Annotated in this window: 12 protein-coding genes; 7 read left to right on the top strand and 5 right to left on the bottom strand. The window is 64.3% G+C overall.

The window, feature by feature from the left end:
• Positions 1 to 589: 589 nt before the first annotated feature.
• Genes RUH75_RS09530 through RUH75_RS09555 form a run of 6 tightly spaced genes read left to right on the top strand, consistent with a single transcriptional unit; the run spans position 590 to position 16,907 of the window.
• Positions 590 to 10,288 (top strand): Ig-like domain-containing protein, encoded by a 9,699-nt coding sequence (locus tag RUH75_RS09530; protein WP_313805025.1) that lies wholly within the window; start codon positions 590 to 592, stop codon positions 10,286 to 10,288.
• A gap of 43 nt (positions 10,289 to 10,331) precedes the next feature.
• The gene (locus RUH75_RS09535; protein ID WP_313805028.1) at positions 10,332 to 11,036 is read left to right on the top strand and encodes an OmpA family protein; all 705 of its coding nucleotides are present in this window, start codon (positions 10,332 to 10,334) and stop codon (positions 11,034 to 11,036) included.
• A gap of 12 nt (positions 11,037 to 11,048) precedes the next feature.
• Positions 11,049 to 12,443: a TolC family protein gene (locus RUH75_RS09540; RefSeq protein WP_313805031.1), complete on the top strand. Its 1,395-nt coding sequence runs from the start codon at positions 11,049 to 11,051 to the stop codon at positions 12,441 to 12,443.
• 50 nt (positions 12,444 to 12,493) lie between these two features.
• Positions 12,494 to 14,653, top strand: coding sequence for a type I secretion system permease/ATPase (locus RUH75_RS09545; RefSeq protein ID WP_313805034.1), 2,160 nt, complete (start codon positions 12,494 to 12,496; stop codon positions 14,651 to 14,653).
• Positions 14,650 to 15,636 (top strand): cell wall hydrolase, encoded by a 987-nt coding sequence (locus RUH75_RS09550; protein WP_313805037.1) that lies wholly within the window; start codon positions 14,650 to 14,652, stop codon positions 15,634 to 15,636. Before RUH75_RS09545 ends, RUH75_RS09550 begins: the two co-directional genes overlap by 4 nt.
• Positions 15,633 to 16,907 (top strand): HlyD family type I secretion periplasmic adaptor subunit, encoded by a 1,275-nt coding sequence (locus RUH75_RS09555; RefSeq protein WP_313805040.1) that lies wholly within the window; start codon positions 15,633 to 15,635, stop codon positions 16,905 to 16,907. Before RUH75_RS09550 ends, RUH75_RS09555 begins: the two co-directional genes overlap by 4 nt.
• 4 nt (positions 16,908 to 16,911) lie before the next feature.
• On the opposite strand, the gene RUH75_RS09560 is transcribed toward RUH75_RS09555, so the two are convergent.
• The 3 genes from RUH75_RS09560 to RUH75_RS09570 all read right to left on the bottom strand — a co-directional run bounded on the left by RUH75_RS09560 (position 16,912) and on the right by RUH75_RS09570 (position 20,851).
• Positions 16,912 to 17,967 (bottom strand): transglutaminase-like cysteine peptidase, encoded by a 1,056-nt coding sequence (locus tag RUH75_RS09560; protein ID WP_313805046.1) that lies wholly within the window; start codon positions 17,965 to 17,967, stop codon positions 16,912 to 16,914.
• A gap of 136 nt (positions 17,968 to 18,103) precedes the next feature.
• A complete protein-coding gene (gene parE, locus RUH75_RS09565; protein ID WP_313805053.1) occupies positions 18,104 to 20,077 on the bottom strand; it encodes a DNA topoisomerase IV subunit B in 1,974 nt (657 codons plus the stop codon).
• A 102-nt stretch (positions 20,078 to 20,179) separates the two neighbouring features.
• On the bottom strand, positions 20,180 to 20,851 hold the full coding sequence (locus RUH75_RS09570; protein ID WP_313805056.1) for a GcrA family cell cycle regulator: 672 nt from the start codon (positions 20,849 to 20,851) through the stop codon (positions 20,180 to 20,182).
• Positions 20,852 to 20,969: 118 nt separating this feature from the next.
• On the opposite strand from RUH75_RS09570, the gene RUH75_RS09575 reads away from it, so the two are divergent.
• The gene (locus tag RUH75_RS09575; protein ID WP_313805064.1) at positions 20,970 to 21,827 is read left to right on the top strand and encodes an ABC transporter permease; all 858 of its coding nucleotides are present in this window, start codon (positions 20,970 to 20,972) and stop codon (positions 21,825 to 21,827) included.
• Here the strand turns inward: RUH75_RS09575 and RUH75_RS09580 are convergent, their stop codons facing one another.
• Both RUH75_RS09580 and RUH75_RS09585 read right to left on the bottom strand, forming a co-directional pair.
• Complete coding sequence (locus RUH75_RS09580; protein WP_313805066.1) at positions 21,828 to 21,953, bottom strand: hypothetical protein; 126 nt, start codon at positions 21,951 to 21,953, stop codon at positions 21,828 to 21,830.
• Complete coding sequence (locus RUH75_RS09585; protein WP_313805068.1) at positions 21,953 to 23,272, bottom strand: UDP-glucose/GDP-mannose dehydrogenase family protein; 1,320 nt, start codon at positions 23,270 to 23,272, stop codon at positions 21,953 to 21,955. Before RUH75_RS09585 ends, RUH75_RS09580 begins: the two co-directional genes overlap by 1 nt.
• Between the last annotated feature and the right edge of the window lie 103 nt (positions 23,273 to 23,375).

Raw genomic sequence — 23,375 nt, forward strand, 5'->3', positions numbered from 1 at the left:
GGAAAGGCAGGCACGGCTCCGCAAGATAAGTCTATGGGTCGCAATTCGGACGGGCGGCTGGCTTCGCAAGCCGGTCGCCCGTTTCCATTCCGCATATTCTTTCATCCATCTTGAATAGCACCCGCGCATCTCACCCTGGCGTGGATGGACTACCCTGTGCGCGAATGAACTCGTCCGAGTCGCATATGTCCTAAGCCTTTTTTATTAACCAAGCCAAAGGGCGGATATATGTCGTTGAATATGCAATTGCGATAAAATCTATATCTTTAGTAATAATCCATAAGTCATTTTTTGGCATCTATCGCATTAAAATGGTTAACAAAAGTTGAATCTGCGTGACTCATTTCGCAGGCGGCGAATAAGATCGGTCATCGGGTCAGTAAAAACATAAATGCAGATGGTTAATCCGGGGCGGCAGTCGACTTGGCAAAGGGTCCTGCCGGCGGGAGAACGTTGACTAAGGGCAATAGCTGATCCGCTGATTGCCACAAGGTCCAGAAAAGGCATCAGCTCCACATGCATCGTGCATTCGGGGCCAGCCCTTTTGCGTGCTCCTTCCATGCCCCCATGGCGACAGATGGGATGGACAATGGATTTCGAGCGCGATTGGGATAGCAAAAATGCCGCTGACCATCAGCAGGCCCAGAATCCCGAACAGATGCCGCATCCGGAGGCGGCCGCGCTGGCCGCGAGGGGCAAGGCTGTCCATCCCGGCAAGGGCCATCATCATGAAGGACCCATGCGGACGGTCGCGCCCAATGCCGAAGGGGTCGTGGTCCTGCCAGCGGGAACGGATATCGACCAGATCGAGGTAGCCGGACGCAATCTGATCGTCCATCTGCCCGACGGCACCGACATGGTGATCCTGGACGGCGCGGTGATCATGCCGCGGCTGGTGGTGGGCGATGTCGAAATCCCGTCCGTCAACCTGGCCGCGCTGCTGATCGGGGAGGAGCCGCAGCCCGCTGCCGGTCCGCCGCGCAGTTCGGGCGGCAATTTCCTGGGTCCGGACGGCAATGTGGGCGATCCCCATGGTCTGGGCGACCTGCTGCCGCCGACCGAATTGCAATTCACCCAGCCCGAAGAACGGGAAATCCTGCCGATCGCGCCCAATGAAGAGCCGGAGGTCGTCATCGTCACGCCCGACCAGCCCGCTGGCGCCGCTGCCGCGACCGCGGGAGTGAGCGAGGCCGGTCTTGGCCCGCGCGGCAACGAACCGGCCGGATCTGCGGCGGCAGGCGACAGCGAGCGCACCACGGGTACGATCGCCATCACCGCCAATGACGGTCTGGCGGGCGTCACCATCAACGGCACGGCGATCACCACGGTCGGCCAGACGATCGCAACGCCGCTCGGCGTCCTTACCATCACGTCGATCGCGCAGGATGCCATCGGCTACAGCTATGTGCTGAGCGACAATGTGGTGGGCACGCCGCCGCCGGAAGTCTTCACCGTCGTCATTACCGACAATGATGGCGATCAGGCGAGCGCGACGCTGACCATCACCGTCGCGGATGACGCTCCCGCCGCCATCAATGACGCGGACAGCGTGACCGAGGATGGCCCGTTGGTCGCCGACGGCAATGTCCTGACGGGCGGCGGCGGCGGCGATGCCAACACCACCGACGGGGTTGCCGACGTGCAGGGCGCGGACGGCGCGGTGGTATCGACCACTGGGACTTTCCAGGGCACTTACGGCACGCTGACGCTGACCGCGTCGGGCGCTTATGGCTATACGCTCGCCAACGGCAATGCGGCGGTGCAGTTCCTGGTGCCGGGGCAGACGCTGACGGACAGCTTCAGCTATACGATCACCGATGCCGATGGCGACACGTCGACCGCGACGCTGACCATCACCATCAATGGCGCGGATGACGGCATCACCATCACGGGCCTGAATGGCGCGTCGGGGATCGAGGGCGCCGAAGTCGTCGTGCTGGAAAATGACCTGAGCGACGGCAGCTCGCCCGATGCGGCCGGGTTGACCAAGACGGGGTCCTTCGCCGTCAGCGGCGCCGACGGCCTGTCGGGCGTCACGGTCGGCGGCGTATCGGTGCTGACCAACGGGTCCTTCGTCGCGGGACAGGTGGTCACGACTTCGGTGGGCACGCTCACCATCACGGGCTTCACCGCGACCGCGACGCAGGGCGGCGTGCCGACTGCTGGCACTTTCACTTACAGCTTCGTCCTGACTGACAACAGCCTGGGCCACGGCGCGGCAGGCGCGGACAGCATCCTCCAGAGCTTCGCCGTGGTGGCGACCGACCGTAACGGCTCGACCGCCAATGCGAGCGTCGACGTGCAGATCGTCGATGACGTGCCGACAGCCAATGATGATGCCGGAACCGTTGCCGCCGGCACCTATGGTCCGATCACCGGCAATGTCGAGGCCAACGACATCAAGGGCGCGGACGGCGCGGTGGTGTCGACCATCGGCACGTTCGAGGGCACTTACGGTACGCTGACACTCAGCGCCGACGGCAGCTACAGCTATGTCCGCGCGGCGGGAACGCCGGGCGGGGTGAGTGACAGCTTCAGCTACACGCTGCGAGACGGCGACGGCGATACCTCCACCGCCACGCTGCGGATCGACATCGCCGACAGCGACGTCATGATCATCTCCATCCCCAAGGTGGGCGAGGGGACGATCGTAGATGAAGCCGGCCTTAATGATCCGATGGGCTCCGACGCGGCGAGCGATATCGAAACGACCGACGGCACGATCACCTACACCGCGCCGGATGGTCCCGCGACAGTCGCGATCAACGGCATTCCGATCACCGTTGTGGGTCAGGAAATCGTCACCGACAAGGGCATCCTGACGATCACCGGCCTCAGCGAAGGCAGCATTGATTATTCCTACACGCTGACGACGAACACGGCCGGCGACAATGTGACGGACAGCTTCGTGGTTACCGTCACCGATGTTGATGGCGACAAGGCGACCGACACGCTGACCATCACCATCGTCGACGATGTGCCGACCGCGGTGAACGATGCGGACTCGGTCCGCGAGGATGGTCCGCTGGTGGCTGATGGCAATGTCATCACCGGATCGGGCGGCACGGACTCCAATTTGACGGATGGCGTCGCCGACGTGCCGGGCGCCGATGGCGCGCATGTGACCGGCATTGCCTTCGGAGAAGCGAGCGGAACGATCGGCGCACCACTTTCGGGGCTATATGGCTCGCTCCTGATCCAGGCTGACGGCAGCTATGCCTATACGCTGAACAATGAAAATGGCGTGGTCCAGGGCCTGGACAAGAACCAGTCGCTGACGGAAACCTTCACCTACACGCTGACCGATGGCGATGGCGATCACAGCAGCGCGACCATCACCATCACCATCCAGGGCAATGACGATGGCGTGACCATCAACGGCCTGGATGGCGAGGGCGCTGAGGAAACCGTCTTCGAAAACGACCTGCCGGGGGGCAGCTCGGAAAATGCGGCGGCACTGACCCAGACGGGCAACTTCACCTTGTCCGCGCCGGACGGCGTGGCGACGATCACGGTTGGCGGGCAGGCGATCTTCGGCGCGAACGGCTTCGTCAGCGGCGTGACCCTGTCCAATGCCTATGGCACGCTCAGCGTCACCGGCTTCACGCCGACCATTGGCGCAGACGGCGATGTGATCGGCGGGACGGTCAGCTACAGCTATGTCCTCAACGACAATACGCTGCTGCACACGGGCGCCAATGACGGCAGCCTGACGGACAGCTTTGCGGTCGTCGTCACCGATACGGACGGTTCGACCGATAGCGCCAGCCTGGACGTCACCGTGGTTGATGATGTGCCGACGGCGGTGGACGATAGTGCCGGTCAGCTGACCGAAAATGCGGCGGTCACGATCAATATCTTTGCCAACGATACGGCCGGAGCCGACGGCGTGAACCTTGCCAGCGGCGTGGTGCTTGAAACCGGCCCGGCGCATGGCACCGCCGTCTATCAGGGCAATGGCGTGTTCCTCTATACCCCCAATGCGGGAGCGGAAGGCAGCGACAGCTTCACCTACACCATCACCGACGGCGATGGGGACAAGTCGACCGCGACGGTGACGATCAATCTGCTCCAGGATTCGACGCCGACCGTCAGCGTGTCCGACATGACCGTGTCCGAAGCGGGCCTGCCCGGCGGGACGCAGGCCGTGGGCGATAGCGAGACGGCGACCGGTTCCATGACGATCGCGACCGGTGGCGATGCGCTGACCAGGGTTGAGGTACAGGACAAGAATGGCGCCTGGGTCGATGTGACGGCGGCGACGGCGGGAACGCCGGTGGTTGTTGCGGGGGCGGCGGGTTCGCTGACCGTGACCTCCGACGGGGCCGGGCATTACAGCTACAGCTATACGCTGGCGGTCAATGATCCGACGCATCCTGACAATATCACCAGCGATGGCGACGGCATCAGCGGCGCGGCCGATCCGAAGGCGGGCGACGCCTTTGCGGTGCGCGTGACCGATAGCGACGGCGATGTTTCGCCTGCCGATACGATCAATGTCACCGTGCTGGATGACGCGCCGATTGCGGTAGCCGACAGCGGTTCGGTTGATGAAGGCAGTTCGTTGATCGTTTCGGCCGCCGATGGCGTGCTCCATAATGACCAGCCGGGCGCAGACGGTTATGCGCCGGGCGTTGTGGGCGTGGCCAAGGGCAGCGATACCGCCAGCCCCGTCAGCGGCGATGTCGGCACGGCGGTGGCGGGCGATTATGGCACGCTGACCCTCTTTGCCGATGGCAGCTATCGCTATGACGCGACGCCCAATGTCATCTCGGCCGATCAGCATGACGTGTTCGTCTACACGATCCGCGATGCGGACGGCGACCTGTCGACCACGACGCTGACCATCAATGTCGCCAATGTCGCGCTGGCGGCGGACAATCAGACGCAGACCGTCTATGAAGCGGCGCTGGACACCAGCATCACCGGCGATGACATCGCGGCGGGCAGCGTCACCGGCAGCACGCCGGACGAAACCACCGAAACGGCGACGGGCCAGCTCAATGTCGTGGGCGCCGTCAGCTATACGCTGACTGACCCGGCGACGGGCAGCCATGGCCAGATCCAGCTGAACAGCAATGGCAGCTACACCTACACGCTGACCTCTCCGGTCGACGGTCCCACGGCCAATGACGGAGTCCAGACCGTGACGGGCGTGGAGGTCTTCCACTATCAGGCGGTCGACGGATCGGGCAATATCGCCAACGGCACCATCACCATCGACGTGGTCGATGATACGCCCAAGGCCGTGGACGATGCGGTCCAGACCGTGGCGGAGGATGGCGCCGACATTAGCGGCAATGTCCTGACCAACGACACGCCCGGAGCCGACGGCGCCACCCTGACTTCGGTTACGATCGGCGGCGTCACGACGGCAATCAACGCCGTGGGCACGACCAATGTCGGCACGGCCTTCGGCGCCTACACCTTCACGGCAGCGGGGGCGTGGACCTTCAACCCGTCGACCAATCTCAACAATGCGAGCGGCGTCAGCGCGGGCTTCTCCTATGTCATCACCGATGGCGACGGGGACCAGTCGAGCGCCGTGCAGCCGATCACGGTCACCGACGGCGCGATCCCGACCGCAAGCGGTCCGATCGACCTGCCGCTGGACGATCAGAATCTGGCAGGCGGCACCAGCGCGGGCAATGCGGATTCCGTCAGCGGCAATATCACCTTCACGCCCGGTTCGGACGCCATCACCTCGACCGTGTTCGGAGGCACTGGCAGCCTGACCGGCGACCTCAATTGGGTGCGGGTATCCGACACGCAGATCACCGGTTCGGACGAGCGCGGCGTCGTGGTGACGCTGGACCTGTCGGTCACCGGCAATGTCGCGACCGTGACGGCCACGCTCAACGACAATTATGACACGCATCCGGGCGTCAATGTGGACGATCTGGTCCAGCTGGGTTCGGTGCAGGTGATCGCGACGGACACAGATGGCGACACCGCCACCGGCACCGTCTCGGTCAGCGTGTCCGACGATCTGCCGGTCGTCAGCGCCAATCCGGTGGTGCAGCTGGACGATGATGCGCTCGGCGGCAATGCCAATGGCACCGGCGACGATGCGAACAGCGTCAACGCCACCGGCACGCTGGGGCACGACTATCGCGCTGACGGCGCCGGCGGCATCACGCTGCTGGGCACGGGAGCGCCTGTCGGCTTCTCTTATGAAAGCAACGGCACCGTGTTGGTGGTGAAGCAGGGCACGACCACCGTATTGACCGTGACGCTGACCGATCCAGTCACGGGCGCCTATTCGGTGGTGCAGAATGCGGCGATCGTCCACCCGGCGGGCGGAGACGAGAATAATGTCAGCTTCGACATCGGCTATCGCGTCGCGGATGCCGACAATGATACGGCCACCGGCACGCTGACCATCAATGTCGATGACGACACGCCGGTCGCGGCGGACGACACCGATGCCGTCAAGGAAGATGTCACGCTGAGCGCCAGCGGCAATGTGCTGACCGGCGTGGGCAGTGACGGCAATCCGGCGGGCGCGGACTCACTGGGCGCCGACGGCTCTGCGGCGGGCGGCGCCGTGACGGCGGTGACGGGCGGCACGGTTGGCGGAAACGCTCTCGGCAGCTATGGCACGCTGGTCCTCAATGCCACGGGCGGCTACACTTACACGCTGAACAACAGCCTCGCGGCGGTCCAGCATCTGGACGACGGCCAGACGCTGTCCGACAACTTCACCTATACGATCACCGATGGCGATGGCGACAGCACCACGGCCACGCTGACCATCACCATTCAGGGCACCAATGACGCGCCACAGGTCGGCAGCGGCATTGCGGTCGTCTCGGAAGAAGGGTTGAGCGGCGCCAATGCCGACACCGCGCCCGGATTGCCGGACGACACCACCAATTCGGCGGTGGCCAATGGCACGATCACCGCAACCGATGTCGACGGCGATGCGATCAGCATGACGCTGGGCAATCCGGGCGCGGTGCTGACCGCCGATGGCCTGCCCGTCACCTGGAGCGGGGTCGGCACCCAGACGCTGACCGGCTCGGTCGGCGCGGTGCAGGTGATCACCGTCACGATCACCAATGCGGGCGCCTATACGGTGACTTTGCTCCAGTCGATCGATCATGGTGGCATCAACGCGGAGGACCTCAAGAATTTCTCGGTCCCCGTGAACGTCAGCGATGGCACCGCCACGGTCGCCACCAGCATTGCCGTAACGATCGAGGATGACAGCCCGATCGCCGTCGACAACGATGTGACGACGATCGAAAAGGCGTTGGCGTCCACCGGCAATGTGCTGACCAACGATCAGGTTGGCGCGGACACGCCGGGAGCCGTAGTGTCGATCAACGGCACCGCCATTGCGGCGGGCAGCAGCCAGACCATCATCACTTCTTACGGCACGTTGCAGATCTTCTCGGACGGCAGCTACAACTATACGCCGAAGGTTTCGGTCCCGTCGGGAACGGTCGACAGCTTCACCTATGTGATGCGCGACGCCGACAATGACACGGCCAGCGCAACGCTGAAGTTCACTTTCAAAGGCGACGCGAACAAGCCGACGGCGGACAATACCGCTGCCAAGCTGGACGATGACGGCCTGACCGGCGGCAATCCGCTGAGCACGACCGGCGATGTCGACGCCAATGTGGGCGATACTGGCGCCGCGGGCCCCAGCGAAGCCAGCTTCAGCGGTACCTTGCCCTTCACCTTCGGTCCTGATGGCGGCGGCAGCGTCACCTTCTCGAACCTCAACGGCACCACCGGCACAGTCGGAACCGATAGCGTATCCTATAGCTGGAACGGCGCCACCAACACGCTGACGGCGACCATCACCACCGTCGGTGGTCGTGTCGGCACCGTGCTGTTCCAGGTCGTCGTGAACCCGACGACAGGCGTCTACACCGTGACGCTGCTCGACAATGTGCTGCACAGCGCGGGCGGGAACGAGAATGACGCGTCGGTCAGCCTCAATTTCCTCGTCACCGACAGCGATTATAACGCCACGACCAATCCGACATCCTCGGCCATCGGGCAGCTCAACATCTCGTTCAACGACGACATGCCCAGCGCCTTCACGCCCACGGCGGGAGCGGTGGCGAACAACGATAGCGCGGCAACGGCCTTCAACCTCAACTTCGCCAATGTGGCGGGGGCTGACGGCGTGGGCAATGTGTTGTTCAACATCACCGAAGGCGCGCTCGCCAAGGATACCGGCGGCGCGACGCTGCGGCTGAACGGCGAGGACCTGTTCATCTTCGGCAACGGCACCAATGTGCTGACCGCCAAGACGGCGGACGGCGACATCGGCTATACCGTCACGCTGCAACCGGGGACGGACAAATATGTGTTCGACCTTCACGGCACGATCACCAATGGCAGCGAGATTTCGATCAGCAGCTTCAGTGCGGCGAAGGCGGGCAATACCGACTATCGCGGGCTGGGCGTCGATACGACTGATGCGATCGATGTGCTGTTCTCGGGCCGGGGGGCCACGGGCGTGCGAGGGTCGGTCAATACCGACAGTGACTCGATCGGCGTCAACAACCAGTCGGTAAACCCCGATGAGGCGGTTCGCATCGACCTGGTCAAGACCCTGACGGCCAGCGCCGGCACCACGACGGGTTTTGCCTATGTCGATCATCAGAGCGTCATCAGCTTCGAACAGAAGATCGCGCAGGTCGGCGGCAATCCCAACAACACCGTCTCGATCAAGGTCACCGCGATCGATGCCGACAATGATCAGGTTTTGGGCTTTTCGTCGACTTCGGCGGAAGCAGGCGAAACCTTCGTCGCGATCACCAAGGTGATCGTCACCGACGTCAGCACCGGCAATGTCTACAGCTTTACCGGAACGGGCAATCAGGGCGCGATCGGCGTCACCTTCGCATCGGGCAGCGTGACGATCACGGGCCTTCAGGCGAACGACACATATGAGATCGTCGGCGCCAAGGGCTTCGACGCGGTGCTGGTGGAATCGCCGCACACCAACAATGATTTCGACCTGGGCGTTTTCTCGGTCGAGACGTTGAACAGCGGTACGCCGATCAACATCAACCATGCGATCGTCGCATCGGATGCCGACAGCGACAGCGTCAACAGCTCCGTCAGCGTCACGCTGAACCCGGTTGCCGTCCCGCCGGTCGCGATCGATCTGGACGGCGACGGGCTGGAGTTTGTCGGCCTGTCGGCGGGCGTCAGCCATGATTATGGCAATGGCGCGGTCAACACCGCCTGGGTGTCCCCCGACGACGGCCTGCTCGCCCATGCGACGGGCGGCGGCCTTGACATCGTCTTCTCCGATGATGCGCCCGGCGCGGCGAGCGATCTGGAGGGCCTGCGCCTGGCCTATGACAGCAATGGCGACGGCGTGTTCGATGCCAGGGATGCCGCCTTTGCCGAGTTCGGCGTGTGGCAGGATGCGAACGGCAATGGCCAGGTCGATGCGGGCGAGTTCAAGTCGCTCGCCGCTGCGGGAATCGCCGCGATCGAACTGACCGCCGACGGAAAGAGCTACACCGCCGCCAATGGCGACGTCACCGTGCTGGGCGAAGCGACTTTCGTCCGCACGGATGGTAGCAAAGGCACGGTGGGTGACGTGTTGTTCGCCACCGGCGCCAGGGCAAGCGACGCCGCCAAGACGGAAAGCCCTGCCAGCGGCATCAATCAGGCACTGGTCGCCGCCAGTCTGGTGGCGGTTGCGGGCGTGGCCGAAACCTCGACCGAGGAGCATTCGGCACCCGTTACGACGGATAACGTCCAGGTCACCGAAACCGCGCCGGCGGCCACGACCGCGACCGAACCGGCCCCCTTACAGGAGAGCCAGCCGACTTCGCTCGCAGGGACGGACGATCAGGCGACTCATGACCAGCCGGTTACGCAGACCAGTCATGGCAGCGAAGACGCTGCGCCGGATCATGCCACGCTATCGGGCGGCGACGCCCATGCACCGGCCGAAATGGCTCAGGCGCCTCAGCCCGACCTTGGCGATCATCAGGGTCTGCTGGCGCAGTCGATCAATCTGCCGCCTGCCTTTGACGGCAATGCGGCGGCAGTTCTGGCGGCGGCGCAGCAGGCCGTTCCGGCGGCGAATGCGGCCGAGGTCGTGAAGGAAGCGCTGGGCGCCCATGACGCGCCGCAGATCGATGCGCTGCTGGCCGCCCTGCCGGGTGGCGAGCATGCGGCGGTGCCGCTGCTGCTGACCCCGGTTGCGGGCGAAGCCGTGGATAGCGGCCATATGGCAGCGGCCACCGCCATCTTCGAAGCGGCGATGGTTGCGCATGAAGCAATGGCGGTCGCCCATGGCTGATCAATCCGGAATTTTCTCGCGGGGAACATTGGGGAGAATGAATATGGGAAATGCGTTGGGGAGGGTGGCGGCTGCCGGACTGGCAACCGCCGTGCTGACGACCACAGCCTGGGCGGCGCCTGCTTCGCCCTTGCTGCAACTTGGCAAATCGGAACTCAGGGACGCCTTGACCAGCCGTTACGACACGGCGGTCAAGGGCGTGGGCGATCCCACGCTGCGCGCCGCGCAGGACAGCCGCTGGACCTATGCCGTCGAGGCGAAGAACCAGTGCGGCATCGCCATCGGTTTCATCAAATCCGGCACGAAGGATGCGGACAGCATCAACAAGTGCGACGACTTTGTGGCACGCCTCTCGGCGCCGCCACCGCCGCCGGTGTCGGCAGCTTCAGCCCCACCCGCGCTGGACTGTACGGCACCGGCGGTGTCCATCTTCTTCGACTGGAACATGGACACGCCGCTGCCAGAGGGGGCGAACACCATCACCACGCTGACGCAGACGGCTGCGCAATGCGGGTGGAAGCGCTTCGGCGTCACCGGTTACACCGACACGTCGGGGGGCAATCGCTATAATGACGGTCTGTCGATGCGCCGGGCGCAGAATGTCGCCAGCCTGATGAGCCAGGGCGGCATCCCGACCGATGCCATGATCGTCACCGGTCTGGGCGAAACCCAGCTGAAGATCGAAACCGCCGATGGTGTGCGCGAACCGATGAACCGTCGGGTCGAAATCACCGCCAGCGCGAATTAAGGGGAGGAAGGCATGACTATCATGCGCAAGACATGCGGCAGCCTGATCGCCCTTTGTGCGGCGGCTATGGTGAGCACGGGCTGGGCCCAGACCACGGATCTGAAGAGTGCGATCGCGGCCGCGATCGACAGCCATCCGGAAATCAACCAGGCGATCCAGAACAAGGAAGCGATCGAATTCGAACGTGAACAGGCGCAGGGGCTCTATCTGCCTCGCGTGAGCGTGGAGGGCGCGGCGGGTGTCCGTCGTCTGGAGAACGCTACTCGCCGTGCGCTCAACCTTGACGACCAGACGCTCTGGCCGCTCGAAGCGAGCATCCGGGCGGAGGAAACCGTCTGGGACTCCGGCTATCGCAGCGCGGAAAAGCGGCGGCAGGCGGCGCGGACGGACGGCGCGGCCCTGCGCGTCGGTGAACGTTCGCAATTCGTCGCCTTGAACGTCACGCGCCAATATCTCGACTATATGCTCCAGCAGCGGGTCGTGGCGGCGGCGGAGGACAATATCGCCTTCCACCGCAAGCTGCTGGGCGATCTGGGCGAGGGCGTGAGCAAGGGGTCGATCAGCATCGCCGACCAGCAGCAGGCAGAGGAAAGGCTCCAGGCCGCCCTCGTCCGCAAGAGCGAGGCGGAGCAGGACATGACCAATGCGGCCATCCAGTTCCGCACGTTGACCGGCCTTTCCATCGATCAGGTGACGATGCCCGACCCGGTGATGAGCGCCGTGCCGCCGACGCTGGATGAGGCCATTGCCGCCGCGCGCACCAACAATCCGCTGGTCCGCGAGGCGGAGGCAGACATTCAGGCGGCCCATGCCGTGGTCGATGAGGCGAAGTCGGAGCTTGGGCCGACGGTGTCGCTGGAAGGGACCGGCCGCGTCGGACAGGACGTGGACGGCTTCAAGGGCAACACCAACGACATTCAGGGCCGGGTGGTGGTCCGCTGGCAACTCTATAACGGTGGCATCAACCGGGCAAAGGTCCAGGAAATGACCCGCCGGAGCAGCGAGGCGCGTTTCCGCCTCAGCCAGCGCCAGCGCGAGGCGGAAGAAGACGTCCGCACCGCCTGGAATCGCTGGGACACGGAAAAGAAGCGCGTCACCGACCTGTCGCGGCAGGGCACGGTGTCCGATGGGCTGTTGGTGTCCTATCGCGAGCAGTTCAATGTCGGGCGGCGTTCGCTGCTGGACGTGCTGGACAGCCAGAACACTCGTTTCAACACGCAGGTGCGGACCGAAACGGCGCGTTTCTCGGAGATTTTCGCGCAATATCAGATATTGGCGGCCACCAACACGCTGCTGGACACGCTTGGCCTCGCAGTGCCCTCGGACGCCAAGGCCGATGCGCGCAAGACCTATAATGTCCCGGATCTGCCGCCCGCTGAATTGCAGCGGCGGCGTTATCCGGGCTGAGTTTCATAATTGGGGCCATCCGGGCGCAAGCCCGGATGGGCGGGGAAACAATGTTGGAACGAAGCACACTCAGTCTGGCCGAATGGCTGGACCATCATGGCACGCCAAGCGACGAGCTGGTCGAAAGCATTGCCCATGCGGCACGGCATTTCGACCGCTCGCCGGGCATCGTAAGCCTTCGCGCTGGCCTCGCCGTCGATGAATCCGGGCGTTTGCCCTTTCATCAGGCGGAATCCGCGCTGGACCAGATTGGCCTTTTGAGCGATCACGTCCGGGGTCGGCTGGACAAATGGCGGTCGGGCAATCTGCCCGCCATATTGCCGCTCCGGGGTGGACGCTTCCTGCTGCTGCTGGATATCAAGGCCGGCGATGCGCTGGTGCAATTGCCGCATGCGAGTGAAGCGGTCTGGGCGCCGCTCAGCGATCTTGAAGGCTATTTCACCGGCGAGGCGCTGGTCGTCATGGCCGATCATGGCCGCGAGCGCGCAGAGGAACGCCCCTGGGACGAACGCGCCCGCCAGCACTGGTTCTGGCGCGAAGTCTGGCGCGCTCGCGGCGGCTTCGGCTACGTCATGCTGGCCGCGGCGATCATCAACCTGCTCGCCTTCGCGCTGCCGTTGTTCACGATGAACGTCTATGACCGCATCATCCCGAACAAGGCTGCCTCCAGTCTCTGGGTGCTGGGCGTCGGCGTCATGCTGGCCTTCAGCCTCGACTTCGCGCTGCGGATCGCCCGCGCCAGACTGGTTGACGAGGCCGGGCGGGAGATTGACGAACGCCTATCCCAGCGCCTGTTCGAAAAGGTGCTGAATACGCCGCTTGCTGCCCGGGCGGGCAGCACCGGCGCGCTGGCACGGCGCGTCACCGAGTTTGAAAGCGTCCGTGAATTCTTCACCTCGACCACCGTGGTACTGGTGGTGGACATTGCGTTTCTGTTCTTCTTCGTCGGCATCATCGCGCTTCTGGGGGGCTGGCTGGCCATCGTGCCGGTCGTCATGATGGGGATCATGGCGAGCGCAGGATTTTTCCTGCAACGGTCGATGGCCCGCCTGTCACGCGATGCGCAGGCGGACTCCAGCCTGCAAAACGCCGCGCTGGTCGAGGCGATCGGGGGCATCGAGACGCTGAAGGCCTGCCGTGCGGAAGGGCGGATGCTGGAACGCTGGCGCCGCTATGCGCGGATGAGCGCGGCGACGCAGGAAAAGCTGCGGCGCCTCTCTTCCAAGAGCGTCACGCTGGCCGCCCTCTGTCAGCAGGTGACGAGCATCGCGCTGGTGATCGGCGGCTTCTACATGTTCGCGGCGGGCGACATTTCGATGGGCGCCATCATCGCCATCGTCATGCTGGCCGGTCGCTCACTGGCGCCGGTGGGGCAGCTTGCTTTCGTCATCGTGCGGGCGCGGCAGGCGATGACGACGCTCGACAGCCTTCAGACGCTGATCGATCAGCCCGACGAGCGGCTGGACGGCGCGCGCGGCATCATTCCCAGAATCCGCAAGGGTGCCATTGTCGCGCAGGATCTGGAGTTCGCCTATCCCGGCGCCAGCCAAGCGAGCCTGCGTGGCGTTGATCTCCGCATCGAGCCGGGCGAGCGCATCGGCCTGATCGGGCGCGTGGCGTCGGGCAAGTCGACGCTGGGCCGGGTGATCTGCGGCCTTTATCCGCCGACGGGGGGCGTACTGACCATCGATGATGTCGATAGCCGTCAATATCACCCGCATGAGCTGCGCTCCGCCTTCCGCTATGTCGGGCAGGATGCCGAACTGTTCAGCGGATCGGTGCGCGAGAATCTGCTGCTGGGCGCACGCGAAGCCAGCGACGAAAAGCTGCTGGAGGCGCTGGAGCGTTCGGGCGCATCGCGCTTCTTTGGGCGGGACGCGGCAGGATTCGACTTGCATATCGGGGAGCGCGGCAACCGCCTCTCCGGTGGACAGCGCAGTTTCCTGGTGCTGGCGCGGGCGCTGGTGGAACCGGCGAAGCTGCTCTTCCTCGACGAGCCGACGGGCGCGATGGACAATCAGACAGAGAATCTGTTCATCGATCATCTGGAAAAGGCGCTGGAGCCCGATCAGACGCTGATCGTATCGACCCACCGCCATGCGCTGCTGCGGATCGTGGACCGGTTGATCGTGATCGATCAGGGCGTGGTGCTGGCCGATGGTCCGCGCGATGAGATCATCGGCCAGCTCCAGCGGGGAGCGGGGCAATGAGCGTTCTGGTTCGCAGCGTCGGCATCGCCGCGCCGGTTGCATTGGCGGTCGCGACGGCGGCACTCTGGCACCATGAACAGCCCCGTCCTGCCGTGCAGGCGAAGATCGTGGAAGCCGCGCCGGCGATCCCGCGCCAATATCTGGCGCTGGTTCAGATGACGGAACAGGGTGATGCAGCGGCGGAGGGCGACAAGGCCCGTGAGGAGAATCAGCGCCTTGGTTTTGCCGACGGCACGATCGCGTCGGCCAAGCCCTTCCGCGCTTTGGCGATGGCAGGAGAGGATCATGATCGCGCGCTCCAGTGCCTGACCCAAGCCGTCTATTATGAAGCGGCCCGCGAACCCGAAAGCGGCCAGCGCGCCGTCGCGCAGGTGGTGCTGAACCGCGTCCGCCACCCCGCCTTCGCGAAGACGGTGTGCGGCGTCGTCTACCAGCGCTTCAACGCTTCGGTCTGCCAGTTCAGCTTCGTCTGCGACGGGTCGTTGGCCCGGCACCCACTCCCGGCCCTGTGGGACCGCGCGAAGCGGATTGCTGTCGATGCCCTTGGCGGTCGGGTAGAGAAGGATGTCGGCACCGCGACTCATTATCATGCCGATTATGTCTTCCCGCGCTGGGCGCCGCATCTGGCGAAGCTGGTGCAGGTCGGCGCGCATATCTTCTATCGCTGGCCCGGCGGCTGGGGCCAGCCGGGCGCATTCACCGGCCGCTATGCAGGTGGCGAGCGCATTCCGGCCTTCGACCCGTCGCGTTTTGCCACGGCGCCAGAGCCGGTCATCGACTATCCGTCTGTCGCGGCGCTCCCTGAGCGACGCGCGGCCAATGATGTCGGTGGCCGCATGGACCCGACCAAGGGCTGGACGCTTTCCATTTCCGATCCTTCGACAAGCGGTGGCGCGCTGAGCGACATGCTCGCCCGACAGCAAAAGGCTGCGTCGGTCGCGCTCGCGGCCGACGACCATAATATCCAGGGGGTGCAACCATGATTTCGCGCTGGGTAAGCTGGCTGCGGGGGCAGCCGGGCAACAAGCAGGTCATCCTCTACAGCGGCGGCGGCATGCTGGTCTTCCTGATGTGGGCCAGCCTCGCGCCGGTGGATGAAGTGACGCATGGGCAGGGCAGGGTGATCCCGTCCAGCAAGGCACAGGTCATCCAGTCCGCCGAGCCCACCACGATCGAGGAAATCCTCGTCCGCTCCGGCCAGAAGGTGGGCAAAGGGCAGTTGCTGGTGCGGCTGGACGATGCGATGCTGGCATCGGAACTGGGACAGATTCAGGCCGAAACCCGTTCGCTGACGGCGCGTGCCGGGCGTCTGGAGAGGGAAGGCACGGGCACCGGCGCGGCCTGCGCGACAGGCGGACCGGAATGCCAGCAGGAACAGGCGCTGGCCGCAGTGCGCCAATCCGCGCTGCGCTCCAAACAGGACGCCATGTCCGCGCAGGTCGACCAGCGCCGCCGCGAACTGGGTGAAGCGCAGGCGACCATCGACAGCCTTGGCGGCAGCGTCCAGCTGGCGCGTCAGCGCGTGGCGATGCTGGAACCGCTGGCGGCCAAGTCGATCATTCCCCAAACCGAACTGCTCGATGCCCGTCGCGAACTGGTGGATGCGCAGGGCCGCCTCAACGCTGCCCAGCAACAGGCTTCCCGCGCGTCGGCCGCCATCCGCGAAGCCCAGGCGCAACTGTCCGAAGCGAACTACCAGTTCCGTCAGGATGCGCTCAACGAACGCAGCCAGCTGGAAGCCAAGATTGCCGTCAACAGCGAATCCTTGCGCGGGGCCAAGGGCCGGGCGCAGCGCGCCGAAATCCGCTCGCCGGTCGACGGCGTGGTGAACGACGTTCAGGTGACGACCATCGGCGGCTATGTCAGCCCCGGCCAGAAGATCATGCAGATCGTGCCGGTGGGAGAGAAACTGCTGGTCGAGGCGCGGGTGAAACCCAACGACATCGCCTTCATCAAGACCGGCGACCGCGCCGTGGTGAAGGTGACGGCCTATGACTTCTCCATTTATGGCGGGCTCACCGGCACGGTGCAGCAGGTGTCGGCCGACAGCGTATACGATGAAGCCACGCGCGAGGCCTATTTCACCGTGGTCGTGGAAACCGATCGCGCCTGGCTCGGCTCGGGCGCACATAAGCTGCCGATCACGCCCGGCATGGTATGCGATGTGGAAATCCTGACCGGCCGCAAGTCGGTATTGGCCTATCTGCTCAAGCCCATCATGAAGGCCCGGTCGGAGGCTTTGCGGGAGCGGTGAGCGTTCAGCGCGCCGCGAACTGAACCGGTTGCGGCGTCGTCACGCGATAGCCATGGGTCCAGCGGCCAAAGGCATTGAAGCTCATGATCGGCCGGTAATCGCTGACGCTGGACGAAGGCAGCACCCGGTCGGTCATATTGTCGAGAATCATCAGATCGCCGTCGATCCGCACCGCCAGCACGGCGTGGTCCGCCTGCCGCACCAGGTCGCGGGCGATGATCAGGAACATGGCGTGCCGGTCGAAACCAGCGGCTTCTAGCAGCTTCATCTTGGCGATGGCGTAATCTTCGCAGTCGCCCGTCCCGCTTTGCAGCGTCCGCGCCGCCGAAGCCCAATTGTCGGCGCCCTGCCGGTCATCCACGAAGCGCAGCCGTCGATTGACCCAGTTGTTGATCATTTCCACCTGCTGCCGGCCGGCGGTGCTCCGGGCAGCGTGGATGAGGCCGTTCCAAAGACTGCTGCCGGGCAATGCGCCGGTCGCTGCGGCCCATTTGCCGTCGAGCAGGGTGCGGGAAATCGGCACCGCGACAGAGCCGAAGACATCGGGCTGGCCATTGCGCGGAACAGTTTGGCCGGACATCGCGGGGACAGGACGAACCGGTATGATGAAGCTGCTGGTCTGCGGGATCATCGCTGTTGGCGTGGGCGCAAAACCGCGCATGAAGCCCGGCATCAGATCCGGCTGGCGATAGCTGAACAACGGTGGAACGACGGATAATCGGATGCCCTGCAACTGCCAGCCGGGCAGCTTGCCGATGAAATCGTTGATGCGGCGATCGTTGACAATCGTATCGGAAAGAACCGGCCGCGCAATCCACGGTGGCGCAATGGCTCCTCCCTGCTGCGCGCTGATCGCGGCCAGACGGCTCATTCCGCCGGCGAGAAGATTGGCGGAAATGCGGTCGGCGGGCGTATAGTCAACACGGCTCAGGCCGTTGAAGCCGTCCGGAAAGGCCGCGAGGGGCGCTTGTGCCAGGGCATGACCGCTCGCCGTCGCCAGCAGCAGGGCAGGAGCGGCGCGAAGCGCGACAAGGCGAGGGAGCGGGGCGAAGCCTGACATGCTTGCCCGTATCGCGCCAAAAATTGAACATCCGGTGCGCCGCGCTGGTTAACGCGGCGCTAGGCACGAATCGCGAAAAAGCCGGATCGCTGCGATTTATAGCTGTGCTGGTCTGCGCTTCCGAGTTGAACCCGCTTTAGGCGTCGATGGTTTCTTCATCCACATTCGCAGCATTTTCCTGAATGAAAGCAAATCGATGCGCGGGATTGGTGCCCATCAGCCGATCGACCAGTTCGCGCACCTGTTGTCGGTCCTCGATATCGTCGGGCAGGGTCACGCGTATGAGGCTCCGGCTTTTGGGGTCCATGGTCGTTTCGCGCAACTGGCCGGGATTCATCTCGCCCAGGCCCTTGAAGCGGCTGACGTCGACCTTCTTGCCCTTGAACTCCTTGCGCAGAATTGCCTCGCGATGGGCGTCGTCCTTGGCATAGAGGCTCTTGCCCCCGGCCGTCAGGCGATAGAGCGGAGGCTGCGCCAGATAGAGATGCCCGCGTCGCACCAGTTCCGGCATCTCCTGAAAGAAAAAGGTCATCAGCAGCGTCGCGATATGCGCGCCGTCGACGTCGGCGTCGGTCATGATGACGATGCGTTCGTAGCGCAGGCTGTCCGGGTTGCAGTCCTTGCGCGTGCCGCAGCCCAGCGCCAGGATCATGTCGGCAATTTCCTGATTGGCGAGGATCTTGGCCGTATTGGCTGACGCGACGTTCAATATCTTGCCGCGTAGAGGCAGGATCGCCTGCGTCTTGCGATCGCGCGCCTGCTTGGCCGAGCCGCCGGCCGAGTCCCCCTCCACCAGGAAGATTTCCGCGCCCTCCGGGTCGTCGTTGGAGCAATCGGTCAGCTTGCCCGGCAGACGCAGCTTGCGCGCGCTGGTGGCGGTCTTGCGCTTGACCTCCTTCTCCTGCTTGCGTTTCAGCCGCTCGTCCATCCGGTCGAGCACATAGGCGAGCAGCGCCTTGCCGCGCTCCATATGGTCCGACAGATAATGGTCGAAATGGTCGCGCATGGCGTTTTCGACCAGCCGCGCGGCTTCCGGGCTGGTGAGGCGGTCCTTGGTCTGGCTCTGGAATTGCGGGTCGCGGATGAAGACCGACAGCATGACCTCCGAAGAGGTCACGATGTCGTCGGCGGTGATGTCCTTCGCCTTCTTCTGCCCGACCAATTCGCCAAAGGCACGAATGCCTTTCACGAGCGCCGCGCGCAAACCCGTTTCATGCGTTCCGCCATCGGGCGTCGGGATGGTGTTGCAATACCAGCTATAGCTGCCGTCGGACCAGAGTGGCCATGCCACCGCCCATTCGACCCGCCCCGCTGCCTCGGGGAAATCCTGCGAGCCGGAGAAAAAGGCACTGGTCGCGCATTCACGGTCGCCGACCTGTTCCTTCAGATGATCGGCAAGGCCGCCGGGGAACTGGAACACCGCCTCGGGCGGCGTGTCGTCGCTGATCAGCTCCGGCGCGCATTTCCAGCGGATTTCCACGCCCGCGAACAGATAGGCCTTTGACCGCGCCAGCCGGTACAGGCGGGAGGGCTTGAACTTCTGCTCTCCGAAAATCTCATGATCGGGCACGAAGCTGACCGATGTACCGCGTCGGTTGGGCGCCGCGCCGACCTTTTCAAGGCCGCTGCTGGGCAGGCCCTGGGTGAAGCTCTGGCGGAACAGTTCCTTGTTCCGCGCGACTTCCACCACGGTGATGATCGACAGCGCGTTCACCACGCTGATGCCCACGCCATGCAGGCCACCGGAGGTCGCATAGGCCTTGTCCGTGAACTTGCCGCCCGAATGGAGCGTGGTCATGATCACTTCCAGCGCCGACTTGCCCGGGAATTTCGGATGCGGATCGACCGGGATGCCGCGGCCATTGTCGGTGATGGTCAGCCTGTTGCCCGGTTCCAGCGTGATTTCGATCCGGGTGGCATGGCCCGCGACCGCTTCGTCCATGCTGTTGTCCAGCACTTCGCTGGCCAGGTGATGCAACGCGCGCTCATCCGTGCCGCCAATATACATGCCGGGACGGCGGCGAACCGGCTCCAGTCCTTCCAGCACTTCAATGGCGGAGGCGTCATAGCCGGGGGAGGAGGAGGGCTGGCTCTCGAACAGATCGGACATGGGTGATAGCTATAAGCGGGCGTGCGTCTCACGCAAGCGGGACGCGCAAAGGAAAAGGGCCGGTCCTGTTCAGAACCGGCCCCTTCCTGTGGATAAATGCCTTTACCGAACCCGCGGCCCGCCAAAGGGCAATGGCGGCGGCGGACGCCGCGTGCCGCGCGGCAGCTGAGCCTGATAGGCACGGCCGCAATGTTCGACGCAATAGGGGAAGCCGGGGTTCACCGTTTCGCCGCAGAAATGGAAGTCCGGCTCGCCCGGATGGCCCATGGGCCATTTGCAGATTCGCTCGGTCAGATCCAACAGCGTCGTCTTGCCGGCGATTTCCGGGCTGGGCTTGGCCGGGACCAGGCGGCGCGGCGGAGCGGGCGGAATTGGCGCCTGTTGATCGCCGGGCCCCTGACGCAGGAAACCGCCGGGGCCGACCGAGATGATGCGCGGTTGGGGCGCGGCAGGCGCTTCCGCTGCCGGAGTGGCCGACACCGGGGCCGGGGCAGGCGCGGCCGAGCGGATCGGCGCGGGGGCGGCATGCTGCACCGGCGGTGCCGGCTTGGGCGCCTCGGCTTCAGGCGCGGGCTTGCGCGCGGGCGTAGCCGCTTTTTTCGGCGCTTCGTTGGCTTTCACGGGGGAAGGGCGCGATTGCAGACCCAGGCGATGGGCCTTGCCGATCACCGCATTTCGGCTGACGCCGCCCAGTTCATCCGCGATCTGGCTGGCGGTCAGGCCACGTTCCCACATTGCCTTGAGCTGGTCGATGCGCTCGTCGGTCCAGGACAATGAATGACTCCTCAAAATCTCAAATTGGCGCCCTATATGGGAGCGCGCCTACGCGGGTTCAATTTCCCGCGCACAACGCCCTTGCGGCACAACCCCTCAGCCGATAGTCGATCCGACCATGAACGACCAGTCCAAAATTGCCCAATCTCCAATTGCGGCTTCCATGTCCCGGCCTTTCCATGAACCGGGCGAGATCGTGATCCGCAATGTGAACTGGGCCGGGACCCGCGCGCTTTACCGGAAGGAAGTGCGGCGCTTCATGAAGGTGCAGCTCCAGACCATCTGGGCGCCGGCCGTCACGACGCTGATGTTCCTGGTTATCTTCACCCTGGCGCTGGGTGGCGCCAATCGCCACGTGCTGGGCGTGCCCTTCGCCGATTTCATCGCCCCGGGGCTGATGATCATGGGCATGATGAACAATGCCTTTGCCAACAGCAGCTTCTCGCTTCTTGCCGGCAAGATGCAGGGAACGCTGATCGATTATCTGATGCCGCCGCTGTCGGTCAGTGAATTGCTGTTGGCGATCGTGGGCGCGGCGGTGACCCGGGCGGTTTGCGTGGGGCTTGCGCTCTGGTGCGCGATGGCGCTGTGGCCTGGGGTGCATGTGACCCCGGCGCATCCCTGGGCCATATTGTGGTTCGGGCTGATGGGCGCGTGCCTCACGGCCTTTATCGGGGTGCTGACATCGATCTGGGCGGAAAAGTTCGATCATGCTGCCGCCATCACCAATTTCGTGATCGGGCCGATGACATTGCTGTCCGGGACCTTCTATTCCATCGATCGGCTTGCGCCCGTGTTCCGGGCCATCAGCCATGCCAATCCATTCTTCTACGCCATTTCGGGCTTCCGCTATGGCTTCGTCGCGGCGGCGGATGGCGATGTGCTGGTGGGCAGCCTGGTGCTGCTGGGGCTGAACATCGCCCTTGGCCTGCTGTGCTTCGCGCTGCTCAAGCGGGGATGGAAGTTGAAGGCCTGATCAGCTCAGTCCTGCGATGACAGGCACGACCAGGGTGATGATGAACAGGGCAGCCGCCGCCATCACCCAATGAAGCGGCCGGGGAAGGGCGTGTTCATCGCACCCTTCCTCTGGTTTCAGCAGCATCAGGCCGAAACGCCCTTGCCCCCGACGCGGATCAGCGAGAAGCCTGCCGCCTCCGCCTCCCTGCGCGGATAGATGTTGCGCAGGTCGACCAGCACCGGCCCGTTCATCGAAGCGGCAAGGCGCTTCAGGTCCAGCGCGCGGAAGGCATCCCATTCCGTCACCAACACCAGCGCATCGGCCCCGGTGGCGGCTTCATAGGCATCCTTTGCCATGGTCACGCCGGGCATCAGGGGCGCCGCGACCTCCATGCCCTCCGGATCATAAGCGACGATCTTCGCCCCCGCATCCTCCAGCGCCTGAACGATGGCCAGGCTGGGCGCGTCGCGCATGTCGTCGGTATTGGGCTTGAACGTCAGGCCTAGCAGCGCGACCGTCTTGCCCCGCGCTTCGCCGCCCAGCGCCTTCACGATCTTGCGTCCCATGGCCCGTTTGCGCAGGTCGTTCACCTGCACGACGGTTTCGACGATGCGGATCGGCGTGTCATAATCCTGCCCGGTCTTGACCAGCGCGAGCGTATCCTTCGGGAAGCAGGACCCGCCATAGCCCGGCCCGGCATGCAGGAATTTCGCCCCGATCCGATTGTCCAGGCCAATGCCGCGCGACACGTCCTGAACCTCGGCGCCGACCGCTTCGCACAGGTCCGCCATCTCGTTGATGAAGGTGATCTTGGTCGCCAGAAAAGCGTTGGCGGCATATTTGATCAGTTCCGCCGTCCGTCGTCCCGTGAACATCACCGGCGCCTGGTTGAGATTCAGCGGCCGGTAGATTTGAGCCATCACGGCGATGGCCCGCTCGTTCCCCGTGGTGCCGACGACGACGCGGTCGGGGCGCTTGAAGTCGCCGATCGCCGCCCCTTCACGCAGAAATTCGGGGTTGGACACCACCTGAATGTCGATATCGCCACGAGCGTCCCTGACGATGCGCTCAACCTCATCCCCGGTGCCGACGGGGACGGTGGACTTGGTGACGATGACGGTGGGCCCATCCAGCGCTTCGGCGATTTCCTTCGCCGCCGCATAGACATAGCTGAGGTCCGCATGCCCATCGCCCCGACGCGACGGCGTGCCGACGGCGATGAAGATGGCCTCCGCGCCCTTCACGCCGGTAGCAAGATCGGTGGTGAAGGTCAGCCGCCCCGCCGCAGCGTTGTTCGCCACCAACTGGTCGAGGCCGGGTTCATAGATCGGCATGCGGCCGGATTCGATCGCCGCGATCTTGCCCGCATCCTTGTCCACGCACACCACGTCATGGCCGAAATCGGCGAAGCAGGCCCCTGACACAAGTCCGACATAGCCCGTGCCGATCATCGTGATCTTCATAAAATAACGCAGTCCTTGATTGCGAGGAAGGTTCGGCTGGCCTCTAGCATAGGTTTTTGCCAATGCGAAAGCGCGCGTCCGGGGTACTCATGTTCAGGGGATG

The organism is Sphingobium sp., assembly GCF_032153725.1.
In the GTDB taxonomy this organism is placed as follows: domain Bacteria; phylum Pseudomonadota; class Alphaproteobacteria; order Sphingomonadales; family Sphingomonadaceae; genus Sphingobium.

Excerpts from the sequence above, each read along its gene's own strand:
- RUH75_RS09555 (WP_313805040.1), top strand. The coding sequence starts at position 15,633 with ATGATTTCGCGCTGGGTAAGCTGGCTGCGGGGGCAGCCGGGCAACAAG.
- RUH75_RS09575 (WP_313805064.1), top strand. The coding sequence starts at position 20,970 with ATGAACGACCAGTCCAAAATTGCCCAATCTCCAATTGCGGCTTCCATG.
- RUH75_RS09540 (WP_313805031.1), top strand. The coding sequence starts at position 11,049 with ATGACTATCATGCGCAAGACATGCGGCAGCCTGATCGCCCTTTGTGCG.
- parE (WP_313805053.1), bottom strand. The coding sequence starts at position 20,077 with ATGTCCGATCTGTTCGAGAGCCAGCCCTCCTCCTCCCCCGGCTATGAC.
- RUH75_RS09585 (WP_313805068.1), bottom strand. The coding sequence starts at position 23,272 with ATGAAGATCACGATGATCGGCACGGGCTATGTCGGACTTGTGTCAGGG.
- RUH75_RS09560 (WP_313805046.1), bottom strand. The coding sequence starts at position 17,967 with ATGTCAGGCTTCGCCCCGCTCCCTCGCCTTGTCGCGCTTCGCGCCGCT.
- RUH75_RS09550 (WP_313805037.1), top strand. The coding sequence starts at position 14,650 with ATGAGCGTTCTGGTTCGCAGCGTCGGCATCGCCGCGCCGGTTGCATTG.
- RUH75_RS09530 (WP_313805025.1), top strand. The coding sequence starts at position 590 with ATGGATTTCGAGCGCGATTGGGATAGCAAAAATGCCGCTGACCATCAG.
- RUH75_RS09580 (WP_313805066.1), bottom strand. The coding sequence starts at position 21,953 with ATGCTGCTGAAACCAGAGGAAGGGTGCGATGAACACGCCCTTCCCCGG.
- RUH75_RS09535 (WP_313805028.1), top strand. The coding sequence starts at position 10,332 with ATGGGAAATGCGTTGGGGAGGGTGGCGGCTGCCGGACTGGCAACCGCC.
- RUH75_RS09545 (WP_313805034.1), top strand. The coding sequence starts at position 12,494 with ATGTTGGAACGAAGCACACTCAGTCTGGCCGAATGGCTGGACCATCAT.